The sequence below is a fragment of the Nocardiopsis sp. iso_237 genome (assembly GCF_056173345.1).
The window spans coordinates 830,796-847,380 of sequence record NZ_CM149669.1 but is presented as its reverse complement, the minus strand read 5'-3'; the positions used below and the strand labels follow the sequence as shown (position 1 = coordinate 847,380).

General features: G+C 71.0%; 19 protein-coding genes and 1 pseudogene. 10 read left to right on the top strand and 10 right to left on the bottom strand.

Annotated elements, in window-relative coordinates:
- Positions 1 to 68: 68 nt before the first annotated feature.
- Positions 69 to 860: a class I SAM-dependent methyltransferase gene (locus AC0VYM_RS04005; RefSeq protein ID WP_475459077.1), complete on the bottom strand. Its 792-nt coding sequence runs from the start codon at positions 858 to 860 to the stop codon at positions 69 to 71.
- A 283-nt stretch (positions 861 to 1,143) separates the two neighbouring features.
- On the opposite strand from AC0VYM_RS04005, the gene AC0VYM_RS04000 reads away from it, so the two are divergent.
- Genes AC0VYM_RS04000 through AC0VYM_RS03975 form a run of 6 tightly spaced genes read left to right on the top strand, consistent with a single transcriptional unit; the run spans position 1,144 to position 7,608 of the window.
- On the top strand, positions 1,144 to 2,196 hold the full coding sequence (locus AC0VYM_RS04000) for an STM4015 family protein (protein ID WP_475459074.1): 1,053 nt from the start codon (positions 1,144 to 1,146) through the stop codon (positions 2,194 to 2,196).
- Between the two features lie 49 nt (positions 2,197 to 2,245).
- Positions 2,246 to 3,307 (top strand): STM4015 family protein, encoded by a 1,062-nt coding sequence (locus AC0VYM_RS03995; protein WP_475459071.1) that lies wholly within the window; start codon positions 2,246 to 2,248, stop codon positions 3,305 to 3,307.
- A complete protein-coding gene (locus AC0VYM_RS03990; protein ID WP_475459069.1) occupies positions 3,304 to 4,470 on the top strand; it encodes an STM4014 family protein in 1,167 nt (388 codons plus the stop codon). The genes AC0VYM_RS03995 and AC0VYM_RS03990 overlap by 4 nt, the downstream gene beginning before the upstream one ends.
- A 35-nt stretch (positions 4,471 to 4,505) precedes the next feature.
- The gene (locus AC0VYM_RS03985) at positions 4,506 to 5,327 is read left to right on the top strand and encodes an STM4013/SEN3800 family hydrolase (RefSeq protein ID WP_475462924.1); all 822 of its coding nucleotides are present in this window, start codon (positions 4,506 to 4,508) and stop codon (positions 5,325 to 5,327) included.
- Positions 5,328 to 5,338: 11 nt separating this feature from the next.
- Entirely contained in the window at positions 5,339 to 6,673 is a 1,335-nt protein-coding gene (locus AC0VYM_RS03980; RefSeq protein WP_475462923.1) for an STM4012 family radical SAM protein, read from the top strand.
- Positions 6,670 to 7,608 carry an STM4011 family radical SAM protein gene (locus AC0VYM_RS03975; RefSeq protein ID WP_475459066.1) on the top strand — a complete coding sequence of 313 codons (939 nt, stop codon included), beginning with the start codon at positions 6,670 to 6,672 and terminating at the stop codon, positions 7,606 to 7,608. The genes AC0VYM_RS03980 and AC0VYM_RS03975 overlap by 4 nt, the downstream gene beginning before the upstream one ends.
- A 39-nt stretch (positions 7,609 to 7,647) precedes the next feature.
- On the opposite strand, the gene AC0VYM_RS03970 is transcribed toward AC0VYM_RS03975, so the two are convergent.
- The 4 genes from AC0VYM_RS03970 to AC0VYM_RS03955 are packed head-to-tail and all read right to left on the bottom strand — an operon-like array spanning position 7,648 to position 10,318.
- The gene (locus AC0VYM_RS03970) at positions 7,648 to 7,923 is read right to left on the bottom strand and encodes a DUF6510 family protein (RefSeq protein WP_475459064.1); all 276 of its coding nucleotides are present in this window, start codon (positions 7,921 to 7,923) and stop codon (positions 7,648 to 7,650) included.
- Complete coding sequence (locus AC0VYM_RS03965) at positions 7,920 to 8,645, bottom strand: ferredoxin reductase (RefSeq protein ID WP_475459062.1); 726 nt, start codon at positions 8,643 to 8,645, stop codon at positions 7,920 to 7,922. The genes AC0VYM_RS03970 and AC0VYM_RS03965 overlap by 4 nt, the downstream gene beginning before the upstream one ends.
- A 3-nt stretch (positions 8,646 to 8,648) precedes the next feature.
- The gene (locus AC0VYM_RS03960) at positions 8,649 to 9,248 is read right to left on the bottom strand and encodes a sulfite oxidase-like oxidoreductase (protein ID WP_475459060.1); all 600 of its coding nucleotides are present in this window, start codon (positions 9,246 to 9,248) and stop codon (positions 8,649 to 8,651) included.
- A 56-nt stretch (positions 9,249 to 9,304) separates the two neighbouring features.
- Positions 9,305 to 10,318, bottom strand: coding sequence for an alpha/beta hydrolase (locus AC0VYM_RS03955; RefSeq protein WP_475459058.1), 1,014 nt, complete (start codon positions 10,316 to 10,318; stop codon positions 9,305 to 9,307).
- 236 nt (positions 10,319 to 10,554) lie between these two features.
- On the opposite strand from AC0VYM_RS03955, the gene AC0VYM_RS03950 reads away from it, so the two are divergent.
- Positions 10,555 to 11,367 (top strand): HAD family hydrolase, encoded by an 813-nt coding sequence (locus AC0VYM_RS03950; protein ID WP_475459056.1) that lies wholly within the window; start codon positions 10,555 to 10,557, stop codon positions 11,365 to 11,367.
- A gap of 93 nt (positions 11,368 to 11,460) precedes the next feature.
- Positions 11,461 to 11,952 carry a DUF2087 domain-containing protein gene (locus AC0VYM_RS03945; protein ID WP_475459054.1) on the top strand — a complete coding sequence of 164 codons (492 nt, stop codon included), beginning with the start codon at positions 11,461 to 11,463 and terminating at the stop codon, positions 11,950 to 11,952.
- 213 nt (positions 11,953 to 12,165) lie between these two features.
- Here the strand turns inward: AC0VYM_RS03945 and AC0VYM_RS03940 are convergent, their stop codons facing one another.
- Positions 12,166 to 12,735, bottom strand: coding sequence for a GNAT family N-acetyltransferase (locus tag AC0VYM_RS03940; protein WP_475459052.1), 570 nt, complete (start codon positions 12,733 to 12,735; stop codon positions 12,166 to 12,168).
- Positions 12,732 to 13,139, bottom strand: a complete 408-nt coding sequence (locus AC0VYM_RS03935) for a lasso peptide biosynthesis B2 protein (protein WP_475459050.1) — start codon at positions 13,137 to 13,139, stop codon at positions 12,732 to 12,734. The genes AC0VYM_RS03940 and AC0VYM_RS03935 overlap by 4 nt, the downstream gene beginning before the upstream one ends.
- Before the next feature lie 641 nt (positions 13,140 to 13,780).
- Here AC0VYM_RS03935 and AC0VYM_RS03930 point away from each other — a divergent pair.
- Positions 13,781 to 13,993: a hypothetical protein gene (locus AC0VYM_RS03930; protein WP_475459047.1), complete on the top strand. Its 213-nt coding sequence runs from the start codon at positions 13,781 to 13,783 to the stop codon at positions 13,991 to 13,993.
- 3 nt (positions 13,994 to 13,996) lie between these two features.
- Entirely contained in the window at positions 13,997 to 14,347 is a 351-nt protein-coding gene (locus tag AC0VYM_RS03925) for a tail fiber domain-containing protein (RefSeq protein ID WP_475459045.1), read from the top strand.
- Between the two features lie 176 nt (positions 14,348 to 14,523).
- Here AC0VYM_RS03925 and AC0VYM_RS03920 read toward each other — a convergent pair whose 3' ends face one another.
- The 3 genes and pseudogenes from AC0VYM_RS03920 to AC0VYM_RS03910 all read right to left on the bottom strand — a co-directional run bounded on the left by AC0VYM_RS03920 (position 14,524) and on the right by AC0VYM_RS03910 (position 16,457).
- Positions 14,524 to 15,111: a hypothetical protein gene (locus AC0VYM_RS03920; protein ID WP_475459042.1), complete on the bottom strand. Its 588-nt coding sequence runs from the start codon at positions 15,109 to 15,111 to the stop codon at positions 14,524 to 14,526.
- Positions 15,112 to 15,164: 53 nt separating this feature from the next.
- Positions 15,165 to 16,211: pseudogene (locus AC0VYM_RS03915) on the bottom strand (albusnodin/ikarugamycin family macrolactam cyclase); the annotation flags it as partial.
- A 132-nt stretch (positions 16,212 to 16,343) separates the two neighbouring features.
- Positions 16,344 to 16,457, bottom strand: coding sequence for an albusnodin family lasso peptide (locus tag AC0VYM_RS03910; RefSeq protein ID WP_475459040.1), 114 nt, complete (start codon positions 16,455 to 16,457; stop codon positions 16,344 to 16,346).
- Between the last annotated feature and the right edge of the window lie 128 nt (positions 16,458 to 16,585).

The window sequence follows — 16,585 nt, the reverse complement described above, 5'->3', positions numbered from 1 at the left end:
GCCGCTGCCCGTCCGTCCCGAACCTGGACATAAGACCGCGAACAACCCGGGGCCCGCCGTGCCCGGGGTCAGGTGTCCTCGCGGCGGCGGAGCACGAGGAGTTCGGTCGTGGGGCTCTCCCGGCGGCCGCGCACGAGCCTGCGGTCCACCCGGTACAGGAGCGCCCCGGCGAGCCACCCGGTCGGCGCGGTGACGGTGGCGGCGCGCAGGACCCCGCCCCAGACCTTGCGCCACGGCAGGGAGGCGTCGACCTGGGCGTTCATCAGCATCAGCATGGGCACCCGGCGCACGATGTCGAACCCGGCCTTGTCGGCCAGCGACGCGATCGTCTCCAGGGTCCGGTTGACCTGGTGCTCTCCGCGCTGTTCGGGGCGCTGGAGGCAGTTCTCAGAGATCACCAGAGTGCCGCCGGGACGCACGACCCGGCCCAGGGAGCGGAAGGCGGCGGCGTACCGGTCGTCGTCGGTGATGTGGAAGAGCACGTCCATGCAGGAGGCGGCGTCGAAGCTGGCGTCCTCGAAGGCGTCGAGCTCGGACACGTCCTGGCGGAGGAAGCGGTGGTCCGGGAAGCGGCCGCGCAGGCGTTCGACGGCGGCGTCGGTCATGTCGCAGCCGGTGACGTCACCGACGCCCAGGCGCTCCCACTGGCTCACGTAGAACCCGGTGCCGCTGCCCGCGTCGAGCACGCTGGCGCCCTCCAGCCCCAGCTGGCCGACCTCGCGGAGGAAGACCTCCTCGCGCACCCGGTACATCCAGGTGTTGAAGGGCCGTCCGAGGGCGCGGTAGCCGACGCCGCTCTCGGTCCAGTCACCTTCGAGCCGGTGTTCCCAGAAGTCACGGAGTTCACTGTGCGTAGCCATGCGACCACTTTCACATCGCGGTCCGTCGTTGTCCTGCCGCACCGCCGTGGTCCCACCGGCGGGTTCACCGGGTCGGCGGCGATCCCGCGTCCACACCCGTGGACACGTCCGAATCGCCCCCGTCAGCTGCTAAGAAAGAGGAATCCACCCGCCCCGGGACGTTCGCGGCCTTCGCGCGGAAACCCGCCGCGCCGACACGGGACGGGTGCCCCACGCCGTTCTGTCACCCTCCGCTGTTAGAACGTGTGGCACACCCCCCGGCCACGACGGAAGGCTCCCCGCCATGATCCAAGAACACCTCACCGACCACGCCGGACTCCCCGTGGTCGACTTCCTCGACGCGCAGGCGGACGAGCACTACCTCCACCTGGCCGGCACACGACCCGCGTCCGGAAGCGCGACAGGCCCCCGCTCCACGCAGCACGCGCGCATGGAGGAGGCCAGGAAGGACCCCGGATCGGTGGCGTGGCGGCTGCGCCTCGCTGGCTACGCCGAGGAGTTCGTGCCCTACCTGGACCGGTTCTTCGCGGAGGTGGACACCTCCCCGGTGACGGCACTGGTCATCGGTGACTGGGGGTTCGAGGACGGCTGCGACGTCTCCTCCCTCGAACTCCGGGACGCCCTCATCCGCCACGTGGACGCCCTCCCCGCGCTGCGCTCGCTGTTCCTCGGCGACGTCACCTTCGAGGAGAACGAGATCTCCTGGATCCACCAGTGCGACCTCGCTCCCCTGCTGGAGGCCTACCCCCTGCTGGAGGAACTGACCGTCCGGGGCGTAGGTGACACCTACAGCGGAGGAGAGACGCTCTCCCTGGCGGTCGGCGGCCACCGGTCCCTGCGCTCGCTCACCGTCCAGAGCGGCGGCCTGCCCGGCCGGGTGGCGCGCGAGGTCGTCGCGGCCGACCTGCCCGCGCTGGAGCGGCTGGAACTGTGGCTGGGCATGGCCGACTACGGCGGCGACACCGTCGTCGAGGACCTGGCGCCCCTGCTGCGCGGGGAGGCCCTGCCCGCCCTGCGCCACCTGGGTGTGCGCAACGCACCGCGCACCGGCGACTGGCTGCGGGCCCTGGCCGGGGCCCCGCTCACCGCCCGCCTGCGCTCGGCGGACCTGTCCCTGGGCACCCTGCGCGACGACGACGTGGAGGACCTGCTGGCCTCCGTACCGGCCTTCGCCCACCTGGAGAGCCTGGACCTGCACCACCACTTCCTGAGCGAGGACGGGGCCGAGCGTGTGCGGACCGCGTTCACGGAGGCCGGGGTCCGCGTCGACCTCTCCGACGGACGCGGGTCCCCGACCGACGAGAACGTCCACTACTACCCGGCCGTCGGGGAGTGAGCCCCGCCGTGTCCGTCCCCGTCCCCGTCCCACTCCCGACAGGATCCCCATGCCCAACAGCAGCCATCTGACCGAGTACGCCGGACTGCCCGTGGTGGAGTTCACCGGGTGGGAGACCATCCGCCGGGAGTTCCACATCGCCATGTCCTGGGCGAGCAACCGGAGGGAACGCCACCCCGACCTGCCGCCCTCGTACGAACCGCTCTTCCGCGCGATCGCCGCTCCCGGCTCCGTGGCGTGGCGGCTGCGCGCGGAGGAGGCCGGATACCACCGGCGGGCCGCGCAGACCCTCACCGAGTACCTGGACGAGTTCGAGCAGCTCGTCCCGAGGGACGAGGTCCGGGCCCTGGTGGTCGGACACGTCGAGGAGCAGGTCGAGGGCGGCGGAACCCTCCTCGACGAACTGGTCGGCCGCGTGTTCGCGTACACCAACCTCCGTTCCCTGTTCTTCGGGGACGTCATCCAGGAGGAGAACGAGATCTCCTGGATCGAGCACGGCGACCTGGGGCCGCTGCTCGCCGCGCTCCCCCACCTGACGGCCTTCACCGTGCGCGGCGGCAGCGCCGACCTCGACCTCACGATCACCGAGCCCCACGGGCTGAGGAGCCTGACCGTGCAGTCCGGCGGGCTCCGCCCCGAGCTGGTCCGGACCGTGTGCGCGGCGCCCCTGCCCGAGCTGGAGCACCTGGAGCTGTGGCTGGGCGACGAGGAGTACGCCGGTGAGCACACCACCGTCGAGGACCTCGCCCCGGTCCTGTCCGGCACCGCGTTCCCGAGGCTGCGCTCCCTGGGCCTGCGCAACGCCGACAACGCCGACGACTGGGTGGCGGCGCTGGCCGGGGCCCCGGTCACCGCGACGCTCACGGAGCTGGACCTGTCGCTCGGGGTCCTGACGGACCGGGGCGCCCGGATCCTGCTGGACACCCCCGTCTTCCACGGTCTGCGCCGCCTCGACCTGCACCACCACTACCTGTCCGAGGAGACGGAGGGGCGGCTGCGCGCCGCCCTCACCGCCTCGGGGGTCGAGCACGACCTCTCCGAGCGTCTGGAGCCCGAGGAGAACCCCTACGCGGAGGGCGGCCTCTCCTACTACACGGCGGTCTCCGAGTGAGCCGGGACCGGTCGCCCCTCGACCGTCCGCTGGTGGTGGTGTGCGTTCCGGGCAACCGCCGCCTGGCGCTGTTCACCGAGGCGGCGCGGGCGGCCGGGCTCCCCGACCCCGTCCCGCTGGACTGGCGCGACCTCGCGGACCCGGCGGCCGGTCCGGTCACCCTGCCGGAGGGCGCGCTGGTGCGCGTGGACTCGGCGGGTGAGGACGCCGCCACCGCCCGCCTGCTGCGCGGCTGGCGGCACGACCCCGACCTCCACCGGGTCGAGGGCGGCGCCGACCAGCACCGCGGATTCGTCCGCGCCCTGGGGCGGCTGTCCGAGGCCGTGGCGGCCACCCCCGGGGCGCACCTCCTCCAGGACGCGGACGACCTGGCCGACCTGTGCGACAAGCGCCGTTGTCACGCGCGGCTGGACGCGGCCGGTGTCCCGGTCGCCCCGGCCCTGCCCGGACCGGTGACCGGGTACGACTCCCTTCGATCGACGATGGCCGGGTCCGGCTGGCGGAGGGTGTTCGTCAAACCCGCGCACGGCTCGTCGGCCGCCGGGGTGGTCGCGCTGGCCACCGCCCCGCGCGGGCGGGTCCGGGCGGTCACCTCGGCCCACCTGGTGCGCGCGGGCGGGTCCGTCGAGCTGTACAACGCGCTGCGGCCCCGCTCCTACACCGACGAGGCCGACGTGGCGGCGATCGTGGACGCGCTCGCCCCCGACGGCCTGCACGTGGAGCGCTGGGTCCCCAAGGCGGGGTTCCAGGGGCGCGTGATCGACCTGCGCGTCCTGGTGGTCGCCGGGCGGGCCACGCACACGGTGGTGCGCTCCTCGCACTCACCGATGACCAACCTGCACCTGGGCAACGCCCGGGGCGACCTGGTGGCGCTGCGCGCGAGCATGGGCCCGCGCGCCTGGCGGGCGGCCACGGCCACGGCGGAGGCGGCGGCGGGGGTCTTCCCGGGCACGCTGCACACCGGGGTGGACCTGCTGGTCTCACCCGGCTGGCGCGGCTTCACGGTCTGCGAGGTCAACGCCTTCGGCGACCTCCTGCCCGGGGTCCTCCACGAGGGGCGCGGCACCCAGGCCGAACAACTGCACGCCCTCGCCACCGGCCGGTTCCCGATCCCGGCACCGCACCCGACACCCGAACACGCACCCACCGGGGAACGCCCTTGAACACCGACGCCGCCTCCGGCCTCCCCACGCCGGACATGAACACCGTGGTGGGCACGCACGACATCCTGCTGCTCACCCTGGACACCCTGCGCCACGACGTGGCGGTCGAGCTGGCCGAGGCCGGACGCACCCCGAACCTGGCCCGGCTCCTGCCGCCGGGCGGCTGGGAGGAGCGGCACTCCCCCGCGAGCTTCACCTACGCCTCCCACCTGGCCATGCTCGCCGGGTTCCTGCCGACCCCGGCCGCGCCGGGTCCGCACCCGCGCCTGTTCGCCGCCGCGTTCCCCGGCAGCGTCTCCACCGCCCCGGGGACCTGGACCTTCGACACCCCCGACCTCGCCTCCGGTCTGGCCCGGGAGGGGTACCACACGGCCTGTGTGGGCGGCACGGGCTTCTTCAACCGCAGGTCGGAGCTGGGGTCGGTGCTGCCGGACCTGTTCGAGGAGAGCCACTGGGAGGAGTCGTTCGGCGTGGCCGACCCGCACTCCTTCGAGAACCAGGTGGCCCGCGCGGTCGAGGTGAGCGCCGCCCTGCCAGCGGAGCAGCCGCTGTTCCTGCTGCTCAACGTCGCCGCGCTGCACCAGCCCAACTGGTTCCACCTGCCCGGGGCCACCCGGGAGGACGGGGACACCCGGGCCAGCCACGCGGCCGCCCTGGAGTACGTCGACCGGCACCTGCCGCCGCTGCTGGCCGCGATGTCCGCCCGGCGCCCCTGCTTCGCCATCGTGTGCTCGGACCACGGCACCGCCTACGGCGAGGACGGCTACACCGGCCACCGCATCGGCCACGAGACCGTCTGGACCGTCCCCTACACCCACGCCGTGCTGCCCCACGGCACCGAGGAGGTCGCCGCGTGAGCATCACCCCGATGGCCGAGCCCGTCCGCGCGGACTCCCCCTACCGCTCGTACGTGTACGCCTACCCGCACAAGAGCGCCTACCGCCCCTTCACCGAGCGCCCCCGCCTGGACGACCTGTGGGCGCGCGAGGACGCCAGCGCCCTCTCGCTGTACGCGCACATCCCCTTCTGCGAGATGCGCTGCGGGTTCTGCAACCTCTTCACCCGCTCCACGCCCCCGGCCGAGCAGGTCACCGCCTACCTGGACGCCTTCGAGCGCCAGGCCGAGACGGTCGCCGCCTGTCTGCCGGAGAACGCCGCGTTCGCCCGCGCCGCCCTGGGCGGGGGCACACCCACCTACCTCACCGCCGACGAACTGACCCGCGTCTACGACACGGTCGAACGCCACTTCCCGCTGGACCCGCGCGCGGTCCCGGTGTCCGTGGAGACCTCCCCCGCGACCGCCACCCCGGACCGCCTCCAGGTCCTGGACGCGCGCGGGATGACCCGGATCAGCATGGGCGTGCAGAGCTTCCTCGACTCCGAGGCGCACGCCGCCGGCCGCCCGCAGAAGCGCGCGGAGGTGGACCGGGCGCTGGCCGACATCCGCGAGCACGCCCGGGCCGACCTCAACCTGGACCTCATCTACGGCATCGACCGCCAGACGGCGAAGACCTGGGCGTACTCGCTGGACACGGCGCTCTCCTGGGAGCCGGAGGAGGTCTACCTCTACCCGCTGTACGTCCGGCCGCTCACCGGGTTGGGCCGCCGCGCCCGAGCCTGGGACGACCACCGGCTGGCGCTGTACCGGCAGGGCCGCGACCACCTGCGCGAACGCGGCTACGAGCAGGTGTCGATGCGGATGTTCCGGAGGGCGGACGCCCCCGAGCCCCTGGCCTCCGCCTCGGACCACCGCTGCCAGACCGACGGCATGGTGGGGCTGGGCTGCGGCGCCCGCTCCTACACGGCCACCACCCACTACTCGTTCGACTACGCGGTGGGGGTGGGCCGGGTGCGGTCGATCATCGCGGACTACGTGGGGCGCGACGCCGCCGACTTCGCGCGCGCGGAGGTCGGGTTCGTGCTGGACGGGGACGAGAGCAGACGCCGCCACGTGCTCCAGTCGCTGCTGCGCGTGGAGGGGCTGGCGGTCGCCGACTACACGGCCAGGTTCGGCGCGCACCCGGCGGCGGACTTCCCGGCGGAGTTCGCGGCCCTGGCGGAGCGCGGCTGGTTGGAGGACGGAGCCCCGGACGCCGCCACGGTCCGGCTCACCGAGGAGGGGCTGGCGCACTCCGACTCCGTCGGCCCCGACTTCTTCTCCGCGCGCGTCAACCGCCTGACCGCCGAGTACGAGGCGTCATGAGCTCCACCGTGGACCTGCCCGACCCGCTGCGGCGGCGTCCGGACACCGCCCTGCCCGCGCACCTCACCCTCCTGTACCGGGGGCCCCTGGCCAGCTGCGACTACGACTGCCCGTACTGCCCCTTCGCGAAGCGCCGGGACGGCCCCGAGACCCTGCGGGCGGACCGGGCCGCCCTGGAACGGTTCACCGACTGGGTGGCCGGGAGCACCGGCACGCGCCTCTCGGTGCTGTTCACACCGTGGGGCGAGGGGCTGACCCGCTCCTGGTACCGCCGCGCCCTCACCCGGCTGAGCCACCTGCCGCACGTGGAGCGGGTGGCGATCCAGACCAACCTCAGCGGCCGCACGGCCTGGCTGGCCGACTGCGACCGCGACTCCGTCGCCCTGTGGACCACCTACCACCCGGGCGAGGTCGGGCACGACCGCTTCCTGGGCAAGGCGCGTGAACTCATCGCGCTCGGGATCCGGTTCAGTGTGGGAGTGGTGGGGCAGCCCGAACACCTGGCGGCCGCGCGGCGCATGCGCGCCGACCTCCCCGAGGAGGTGTACCTCTGGGTGAACGCCGCCGAGGGGCTCACCTACACGGACGCCGAGGCCGAGGTCTGGCAGGCGATCGACCCCCACTTCCACTACAGCCGCGATCCGCACCCGAGCCTGGGGATGCCCTGTCGCACGGGTGACAGCGTGCTGTCGGTCGACGGCGACGGCGAGGTGCGCCGCTGCCACTTCGTGGACACCCCGCTCGGCAACCTCTACGACGGCTCCTTCGCCGCCGCGCTCGGCCCGGGTCCGTGCCCGCTCACCAGCTGCGACTGCCACATCGGGTACGTGCACCTGGAGACCCTGGACCTGTACGACGTGTTCCGCGGCGGGGTGGTCGAGCGCGTCCCGGCCGTCCTGCCCCCGCGCGCTCCCGGGAACCCTCCGGAGGCCTGACACCGGCCGGTTCCCCGCAGGCGGACGGCCGCCCCGGCCTCAGCGCGCCTCCGGGATCGGGATGGTGACGCAGCCGGTCCCGCCCAGGTCCAGGACCACGCCCTCCGGGGTGCGCACCAGGCGGAGCACCAGCACGGCGCAGTTCGGGCAGCGGGCGACCAGTCCGGGGCCGTCCGCGTACACCAGCAGCTGGGCGCACACGCCCTCGTCGCCGCAGAGGGCGCACCGGCGCACGGCGGTGGTCAGGTCCACGCTGAAGACCTCCGACAGCGGCCCGGCGAGCACGTTTCCGTCCAGGATGGTCGGTCCGGTCATCGTCCGCCTCCGCTGCCGTAGCGTTCGGTTCTGATCCTGCGCGGGTCGTGGCCCAGCGCGACGAGGCCGTCCGCGACGGTCTCGACGAACCCGGTCGGCCCGCACACGTAGCACTGGGGCGCGAACTCGGCCGGGAACCCGTGGGTGTTCAGGTCGGCCACGCCCAACCGCCGGGGTCCGCGCGCCGCCCCCGGCGGGGCCTCCCGCGTGTAGGCGAGGAAGACGTCCACGCCCGGGTCCGCGGCGGCACCGAGCTCCTTGGCGTAGTAGCGGTCCTCGGGAGTCCGCAGCGAGTACAGGACGCGGAACAGGGCCCGGCTCCCGGTGCGTCGGCGTTCGCGCACCATCGACGCGAGCGGGACCACGCCGGAGCCGCCGCCGATGAGCACGACGGGGTCGGTGGCGTCCGTCCGCCAGACGAACCAGCCCCCCAGGGGCCCGCGCACCCACACGCGGTCCCCGGGCCGGAAGTCCCGGACCAGGTACGGGGAGACCTCCCCGTCGGGTGCCAGCTGGACGGTGAGCTCCAGGCGGTCCGGCCCGGAGGCCGACGCGACGGAGTAGGAGCGCTCGGCCGTGTACCCGTCCTCCGCCCGCAGCTGTACGTCCACGTGCTGTCCGGGCCGGTGCCCGGTCCAGCCGGGCACCGAGAGCACCAGCGTCCGGGCGGTGGGGGTCTCCCACCGGTCGGACTCCAGGACCGCGGGCGTCCACGAGGGCACCGGTCAGTCACCCCGGTAGCGCTGTTCACGCCACGGGTCGCCGTAGTCGTGGTAGCCGCCCTGCTCCCAGAACCCGGGTTCGTCCTCGTGGGTCAGGGTCAGGCCCTTCACCCACTTGGCGGACTTCCAGAAGTACAGGTGCGGAACGAGCAGGCGGGCGGGCCCGCCGTGCTCGGCGGGCAGCGGTTCCCCGTCGAAGGTGTGCACGACCCACGCCCGCCCGTCCGTGAGGTCCTCCAGCGGCAGGTTCGTGGTGTAGCCGCCGTAGGAGTGGGCCAGCGCGAAGTCGGCGGCGCTCTCCACGTCCGCCAGCAGCGTGTCCAGGGAGACGCCGACCCAGTCGGTGTCGAGCTTGGACCAGCGGGTGACGCAGTGGATGTCCACGCGCGGCCGTTCCTGGGCCAGACCCATGAACTCGTCCCAGGTCCAGCTGTGCGCGGCCCCGGTCTCGGCGGTGACGGTGAAGGCCCAGTCGTCGGTGTCGACGCGCGGCGTGGGGCCCACGCTCAACACCGGGAAGTCGTCGGTCTGGTACTGCCCTGGCGGAACGCGGTCGGATGCGGCGTCACGCCGACCCTGGAACCCGCGCGTGAACATGTTCATGCTCGCCCCCCTGTCGTGAGACGTTCGCACCGGACCCGGCGCGCACGGCGGACGGTCTAGCGGACCCCGGCGCCGGTGGACCGCGCGGCCTGCTGGCGGGGCACCGACGAACGGGTGCCGAGGACGTCGCTGAGGAAGTCGCCGGCCAGCACCAGGGCCGCCCGGTTCGCGTGGGTGTCGCGCATGCTGTCCACCATCATGAAGTCGTGGATCATGCCCTGGAAGCGGACCGCGGTCACCGGTACCCCGGCCTCGCGGAGCCTGCGGGCGTAGGCCTCTCCCTCGTCGCGCAGCACGTCGGCCTCGCCGTTGAGCACGATCGCGGGCGGCAGGCCGCGCAGCTCCTCCAGCGAGGCCCGGAGCGGGGAGGCGTAGACCTCCCGGCGCTGTGCGGGGTCGGGGGCGTACTGGTCCCAGAACCAGATCATGCCGTCCCGGTTCAGGAAGTACCCGAAGGCGAACTGGTGGTAGGACGCGGTGTCGAAGTCGGCGTCGGTCACCGGGTACAGCAGCGCCTGCCCCCGGAGCGGGACGTCTCCGCGGTCCTTGGCCATGAGCGCCAGCACGGCGGCCATGTTTCCGCCGACCGAGTCTCCGGAGACCGCCATCCGCCCGCCGTCGAGGTTCCTCTCGGCGCCGTGGCGCACGACCCACTGGGCGGCCGCGTAGTTCTGCTCGATCGCGGTCGGGTACCGGGCCTCCGGTGAGCGGTCGTACTCGGGGAAGACCACCGCGGCGCCGGTGCGGGTGGCCAGTTCGCGGACCAGGCGGTCGTGGGTGTCGGCGCTGCCGAAGACCCAGCCCGCGCCGTGGATGTAGAAGATCACCGGCAGGACACCGGTGGCGCCCGCCGGGCGGACGATCCGGATCGGCACCTGGCCGGTGGGGCCGCCCTCGACGGTGATCCACTCGTCGGTGATCTCCGGTTTGGGCACCCCCTCGCCGCTCTGCACGCCCTCCAGGACGTCCCGGCCCTCCTCGGGAGGGAGCTGGTAGATGAAGGGCTCGTTGGCGTTGGCGTCGGCGAACTCCTGGGCTTCCCTCTCCAGGACCACCCTGTTCTCGGACATGTCTTCTCCACGGGAACGGCGTCAAGGGCCGGGTCTCCGAGCGCGCGCTCCGCCCCGGAACCCGGGGTTGGGGATGCCCGTCCCCCTCAGCCGGGTAACCGGGTTTTCGCAACATTGGACGCCCGCAAGCCAGAAATTGGCGGCGCCGCGACCGGTCCCCCGGCGATCTGCCGCCCGGGTGTGAGATGCGCCGAAACCCCTTCGAATCCGTCACTGCCCGACGCCATAATGTGCCCATGGCCCTTCCTCGCGTGATCGCCACCGACCTTGACGGAACCCTCCTCGACCAGAACGGTCAGGTCTCCCCCCGCAACCACCGCGCCCTCACCGCCGCCGTGGAGGCCGGGATCAGGGTGGTCATCGTGACCGCCCGTCCGCCGCGCACCACCGAAACCTTCGCCGCCATGTTCGACTGCGCCGCCGTGGTCTGCGGCAACGGCGCCCACACGCAGCTGCCCGGGGAGGCCGAGCCGCTCGTGCGGGCGATCGACCGCGACACCTCGGGAACGATCGTGGAGAAGCTGCGGCACTCCCTGCCCGGTCTCGGGTTCGGGGTGGAGACCGGCACGGACTTCTACCACGACACCGACTACCACCTGGAGCCGTGGATCCGGAGCGAGTGGGTCAAGGGCGTGCTGGAGGGCACCGACGCCCTGCTGGCCGCCGCGACCCCGGTCACCAAGCTCATCGCCCGGTCCAAGCAGTACCCGGTGCAGCAGATGTACGAGGCGTCCGTGGCCGCCGTGGGCACGCTCGCGGAGCCGACCTACTCGGGCGGGGCGGGCCTGGTGGAGATCAGCGCGGTCGGGGTCAACAAGGGGAGCACCCTGGCGATGCTGTGCGAGCGCTGGGGGGTGGACCGCGAGGAGGTCGTGGCCTTCGGGGACATGCCCAACGACCGTTCCTCGCTGACCTGGGCGGGGACCGGGTACGCGATGAGCAGCGGGCACCGCGACCTGCTCGACCCCGCTCTCGGCCTCAGGGTGGCCCCGTCCAGCTTCGAGGACGGCGTGGGCCGCGTGGTGGAGGAGATCCTGGAGCGGGCCTGACCGACGGACCCCGGGGAATATTCACTGGCCGGGACCGCGGTGCGGCTCCTACGGTGGCGGGGTCCGTTCCACCTCCGTCCCCGAGGAACCGCCGTGCCGCATCCCGCCCAGCTCGTGTCGTCGCTCTCCGCCCCCGAACGCCTGTCCCTGTTCGCCAGGGCCGTCACCTCGGGGCCCGAGGGCCTGGACCGGGGTGAGGTCCGGGGCACCGCCAGGCACCTGGCCCGGCTCCTCCGGGACGGGCTGGTACGCGAGGAGGGCACGCGGATCGTCGCCGTGCCCGAGATCTTCGCGGAGGCCATGCGCGCGCACCAGGAGGGGACCAGGTCCACCGATCCCGTGGACGCGCTCTTCCACGAGGGGCGGCTCACCTCGATGCCCGCCAGGCGCGAGCTGCGTCTGGCGGCCCTCCGCCGTATCACCGGGCGCCTGTTCGCCCCGGAGCTGGAGTACACGGAGAAGCAGGTGAACACGGCGATCCTGACCTGCTTCGACGACCCCTCCACCCTGCGCCGGTACCTGGTCGAGGAGGGCTTCCTGGAGCGCGAGGACGACGGCAGCCGCTACCGCCTCGCACAGGGGTAGGGGAAGGGTCCGGTCAGAAGCCCTCGGGGTCCGGCCGCTCTGATGCCATGGTCAGTGGCGCTCTCTCCCCCCGTACCCCTCCGCAGCAACGGTCTCCGAACCCGGACGCACGCGGAAGCGGGCTCCGGATCCTCAGATCCCGAGCCCGCCTGGCTCAGTTCCTCCACTTGACCAGCAGCTCAATGACCGACCGCCACGCGTCCGGGTCCCGCGTCAAAGCATCTGCTTGACCAACGAAGGCCCCTCGAACTCTTCGGGGATGGCGTCCATGAGCACTTCATTGACAGTCTGGCCAAGCCACTGGTTCGAGTTGCGACGGACACCCTGTCGTTTGAACCCGGCCTTCTCGTAGGCGCGGATCGCTCCGGAGTTGGGTTCGATGACGGTCAGGTACACACACGCCAGGTTGGTGACGTGGAAGGCGTAGTCCAGAACGAGCCGGGTGGCCTGGGTCCCGACGCCCTTACCGCGAGCTTCCCCCAAAGCGACGACGTACTCGCCGTTCCGCCTCATGGGGTCGACATAGACCTGAGCAGCTCCGACGGGAACAGGGCCTTCGCCGGTGAGATCGTAGACAGTGAACTTCAGCTGCCGGTCACTGGAGTTCTGGTAGCTGTCATAGAAGAGCCTGCCCACCTCGAACGGTTGGGGAGTCTGGCGGTTGTAGCCCACGATCGTCGGGATCGTGTTCTCCCACCTCCAGTACAACTCCTTGAGATCCTCACGTAGCGGGCCGATCCCTGCCCTGGTGTCTCGCAGCCAGATCACCGGAGTGTCGTTCATTCGGTGTCCTTATGTCCTTCCGGGGTCACGTAGAGCCGTGCGTAGCTTTCCGCCGCCAGTTCCGAGGGAGCCGCTCCGTCCAGAGTCTCCACCCATGCGTGGACGGTGATCGGGTCAGTGCTGAGCCCGTGACACCACCGAACACCCTTCCCCGCGAACGTCAGGAGCGCGACGACCGCGATCGACTCTTCCAGACAGGCAGCCCGAACAGGGCTGAACAGACTCACCCGCCGGATGGCATGGACCGCCTGAAGAACCGTCTCCACAGACGCAGGGGGGCGGGGTTTGGCTGTGAGGGCACTCGCGAGCTGGACCATACGTGCCATGCGGCGATGCCGTGGTCCTGCGTTCTGGCAAGCAAGCGTGAAGGTAAGCGCACCTCCAGCCGCAGCGAGCCAGGTCACTGGAGCCCGTCGGGGCGGGTCCAGGGCGACAGGAATCTCGCTGGTCCCCCAGTTCGGGCGCCAAGGTGGAGTTGATACAGGCCTTGGCCACGGTTGAGGACGGGTCGTTGTACGCAGTGTCCCAGCCGCGCAGAGCTCTTCCGCGAGGAGCCCTCCCACCTCGTTGGACAACGCTGCCACGGCTGAGAGGTCGCCTGTGTCAGCCAGTTCGCGCCACCAGTGCGCGTACGGCCCGATCAACGTGCGTACCTTCCCCGTGGCGTAGTCAATGACCACGACCGCGTAACCGAGATCGCAGGCAACCACCGAGCGCGGGGAATTGGTGGAGTGAGATATCGGAACCTGCGGAATGCCCCCGTTTATGGCAACGCCGCCTACGAGGACCGGTAGTTCTCGCGGGGAAACCAACACTTGGCGTTCGACCCCGGCCACATTCGAGCACCCCAATCGGGGGGCGCGCCCGGTGGGCACGCTGCCGCCCAAGGTCGCCGCGACCTGGCCCTTCGAGTGCAACGCTGACAGCGGCCTGGATGAACCCGAAGATGTCAGTGGACCGGGCAATCGGACCAAGTTCACCACCTCGCGCAACCACTAACAGTAGTGTCATGGTGCCTCTTAGTGATCAACCGTGAGGAGCGAACATGCTCAACCCCAAACACCTCGCTGCGGTGGGCCTCGGCGTCGCCGCAGCCGCCCTGGGCTTGGCCCTGGCCGGCCCGGCCCAGGCCTCGCAGCAGGAACCCGAAGCTACCGTCGTGGAGGGTGTCGAACCGCCCGTGGGCAGGGTGATCGACGCTCTCCCGAGCGACCGCAACATCAAGAGCGATGTCGTCCCGGTCAACTGGAGCCGCTGACCCGTGTTCGGCCGCCGCAGGAGCCGCCCCGCCCCCGGGGCGGCTCCCCCCGCACCCCGTCACCAGGCCGAGCCGGTCAACGGCTTCACGATCCTGGACAAGGTCAGCGCCCTGCCCATCTCCACCTGGCGCTATGACACCGAGCCCGCCCACGTGCGGCACCTGGGCCCCATGGCCCAGGACTTCCACGCCGCCTTCGGCCTGGGCCAGGACGACACCACGATCCCCATCGTGGACGCCAGCGGCGTCGCCCTGGTCTCCGTCCAGGCCCTGCACAAGCTCATCGAAGAACTGAATGACGAGGTCAAGGCGCTCCGCGCCGAAGTCGAGAACCTCCACACCCCCTCCACGTGACAACAGGCCCCAACAGGACCACGGCCTGATCCGTCCTCCTGGCCGTCGAGCGCCCCGCAATGCACCGTTGCGGGGCTCTCAGCGTTCACCGGCGGGTCCTGACCACCGGCGAAGCTACTCACGGGTTACTTGTCCTGTTACCGGGCCGTTCGGGAGAACCACCCCCATCGGCTCCGTCATCTGGTGTGACCGCCGTTGGCTCTCTTCTGTACCTGCCCGGCGTAAGCCGCGTAGACGCTGCCCGAGCGGTCGGACCAGCGAGAGGACGTCCGAGGAGCTAGGCCCAGCAGGTGGTGTAGGACGCTGGCAGGTAGTTCAGCGGACAGGTCGAGCAGGGCTCCCACACGGCAGTGGCGCGCGTAGATGCCCAATGCGCGCATCCTCGTGCCGAGATGGGAAGGGCTCATGTGCTGGTCACGATGAACACCGGGGAACAGCCACGGGGTCGCTGTGGAACGGCTGGTGACGTAGCGGTTGGAGCGCGAGGACGTGTGCTGGTCGAGCAGGTCGGCCACCGGCTTGTGGAGAAGCAGCGGTGTGGTGCCGAAGATGACGCCGGTGCCTTCGGCCTCTGTGGTGATGTGCTCAGTGGTCAGCGCGGCGACGGAGGCGATGGGCTGGGCGTAGAGCAGGATGAACAGGCCAGCGACCCGGTCACGCGTTTGGACGGAGTCGTCGTTGAGTAGTCGCTCGACCAGCGCGCCGCGTTCTTGCTGCCCCGTCGCCGGGGCCGCGGACCGTTTGCTGTAGGCGGGGATCTCCACCGCCCCCCTGTTCCCGCTGCTGCCTGGGAGAGTGCTCGGCGCAGGGCGGGAAGGTCGATGAGGCCGAGTTCGTGAAGGCGCCCGTCCATGAGTCCGAACAGGTCCGGGAGGGCGTCACGCAGCCCGCAGTAGTGATCGGATGTCGCATCACCCTTGGTCGTCCGAGCGAGAAGGCTCGGAGGAAACAGGTCGCTCATAGCCTGAGCGAGGACGGGCTTGTAACGGACAGGGCTCGGTAGAGCGCGGACCGGGATTCTCAGGTATGTGTCGATCAGGTGGGAATCGGTGTAAGGGTTGTGCAGCTCAACCCCCGTGGCTCTGGCCACCTGAACATCGGAATGGGCGCTCCGCCCGATCTCGCTCATGGCGTGAAGAATGTGGTCACCAACCGCCGTACCCGTGGAGATCCCTGGCAGGGAGGCAGGGGCCGGACTCCGACTTCGGTGATGGGCCTCGTTCGTGAACCAGGCGGGCAGTGGCTCGACCAACCCCTGCTGAGATCGGATCGAGCGCCATACGTGAACGAACGACGTGTTGCGGAGCTGCGCCCATTGGGCGGTTTCTTGCATGGCACGGCGGATGTCGCCTTGGCTCATCAGGTCGTTCACGATCTCCAAAGGGGTGGTGAAGAGGTTGTCGCCCCCGTCCCCGGTCATGTGGAGAGCACTGCCAAAGCGGCTGAGCCATGCGAGTTGGTGGCGAAAGAACGCGAACGTGACGGTCGAAGGAGCTGGTTCGTCACTCGCGGGGATGTCCGCGAAGTTCTGGTACGGGACCTCGTTGGGTCCGCAAGGAAGGAAGTACCTGCTGATTCCACCACTCTCGGCAGCGGCGTGAGCATAGTCCAGGTCGCCACCGGTCGTGACACCTGCGGGATGGCCGGTGACCACAGGAAAACTCCCCTGTTGGTGAGCGGCAACCAGTGCGAGCGCGGTCGAGTCGAAACCGCCGGAGAAATCCGACGTGACGGTGCCCGCGGCGGCCAGACGAACATGAACGGCACCTTCGAGAGCGCTACGAAGGTTGTGAGCGTGAGGAGCCCCTGGAATCCTGCGAGGTCGCCAAGTCGGGAGGGTTCGCCGGTGCCCCGAAGGCGCCAGGTCGAGACGATGTCCGGCCGGGACCGGGGAACAGTGGCGGGACCTTCATGTCCCCCAAACCACCTCATCGGGCATCCTCTCGGCCACCAGGGCGTTCGAAGGAACCCCTCCGAACGCCCCTTGCGAGGGCCACTAGTTGTAGACCTCGCGCTTGTTCTCGTTGGCGCTCTTCCTACCGCCGAGCGTGAGTTCAGCGGTGTCCCCCATGTCCACGACGAGATCGTCCATCTCGGAAGGGTCTTCCATGACTGCTCCTCCTCTCACATTCCTCGTTGTGGTGGTGGAGAGGTAACCCTCCGCCATCGGTAACCACATGGGAACGCGGAAAGGCGAGGTGAGACCAGAGTGAGCGCGATTCAGTTCGGATTCACTCA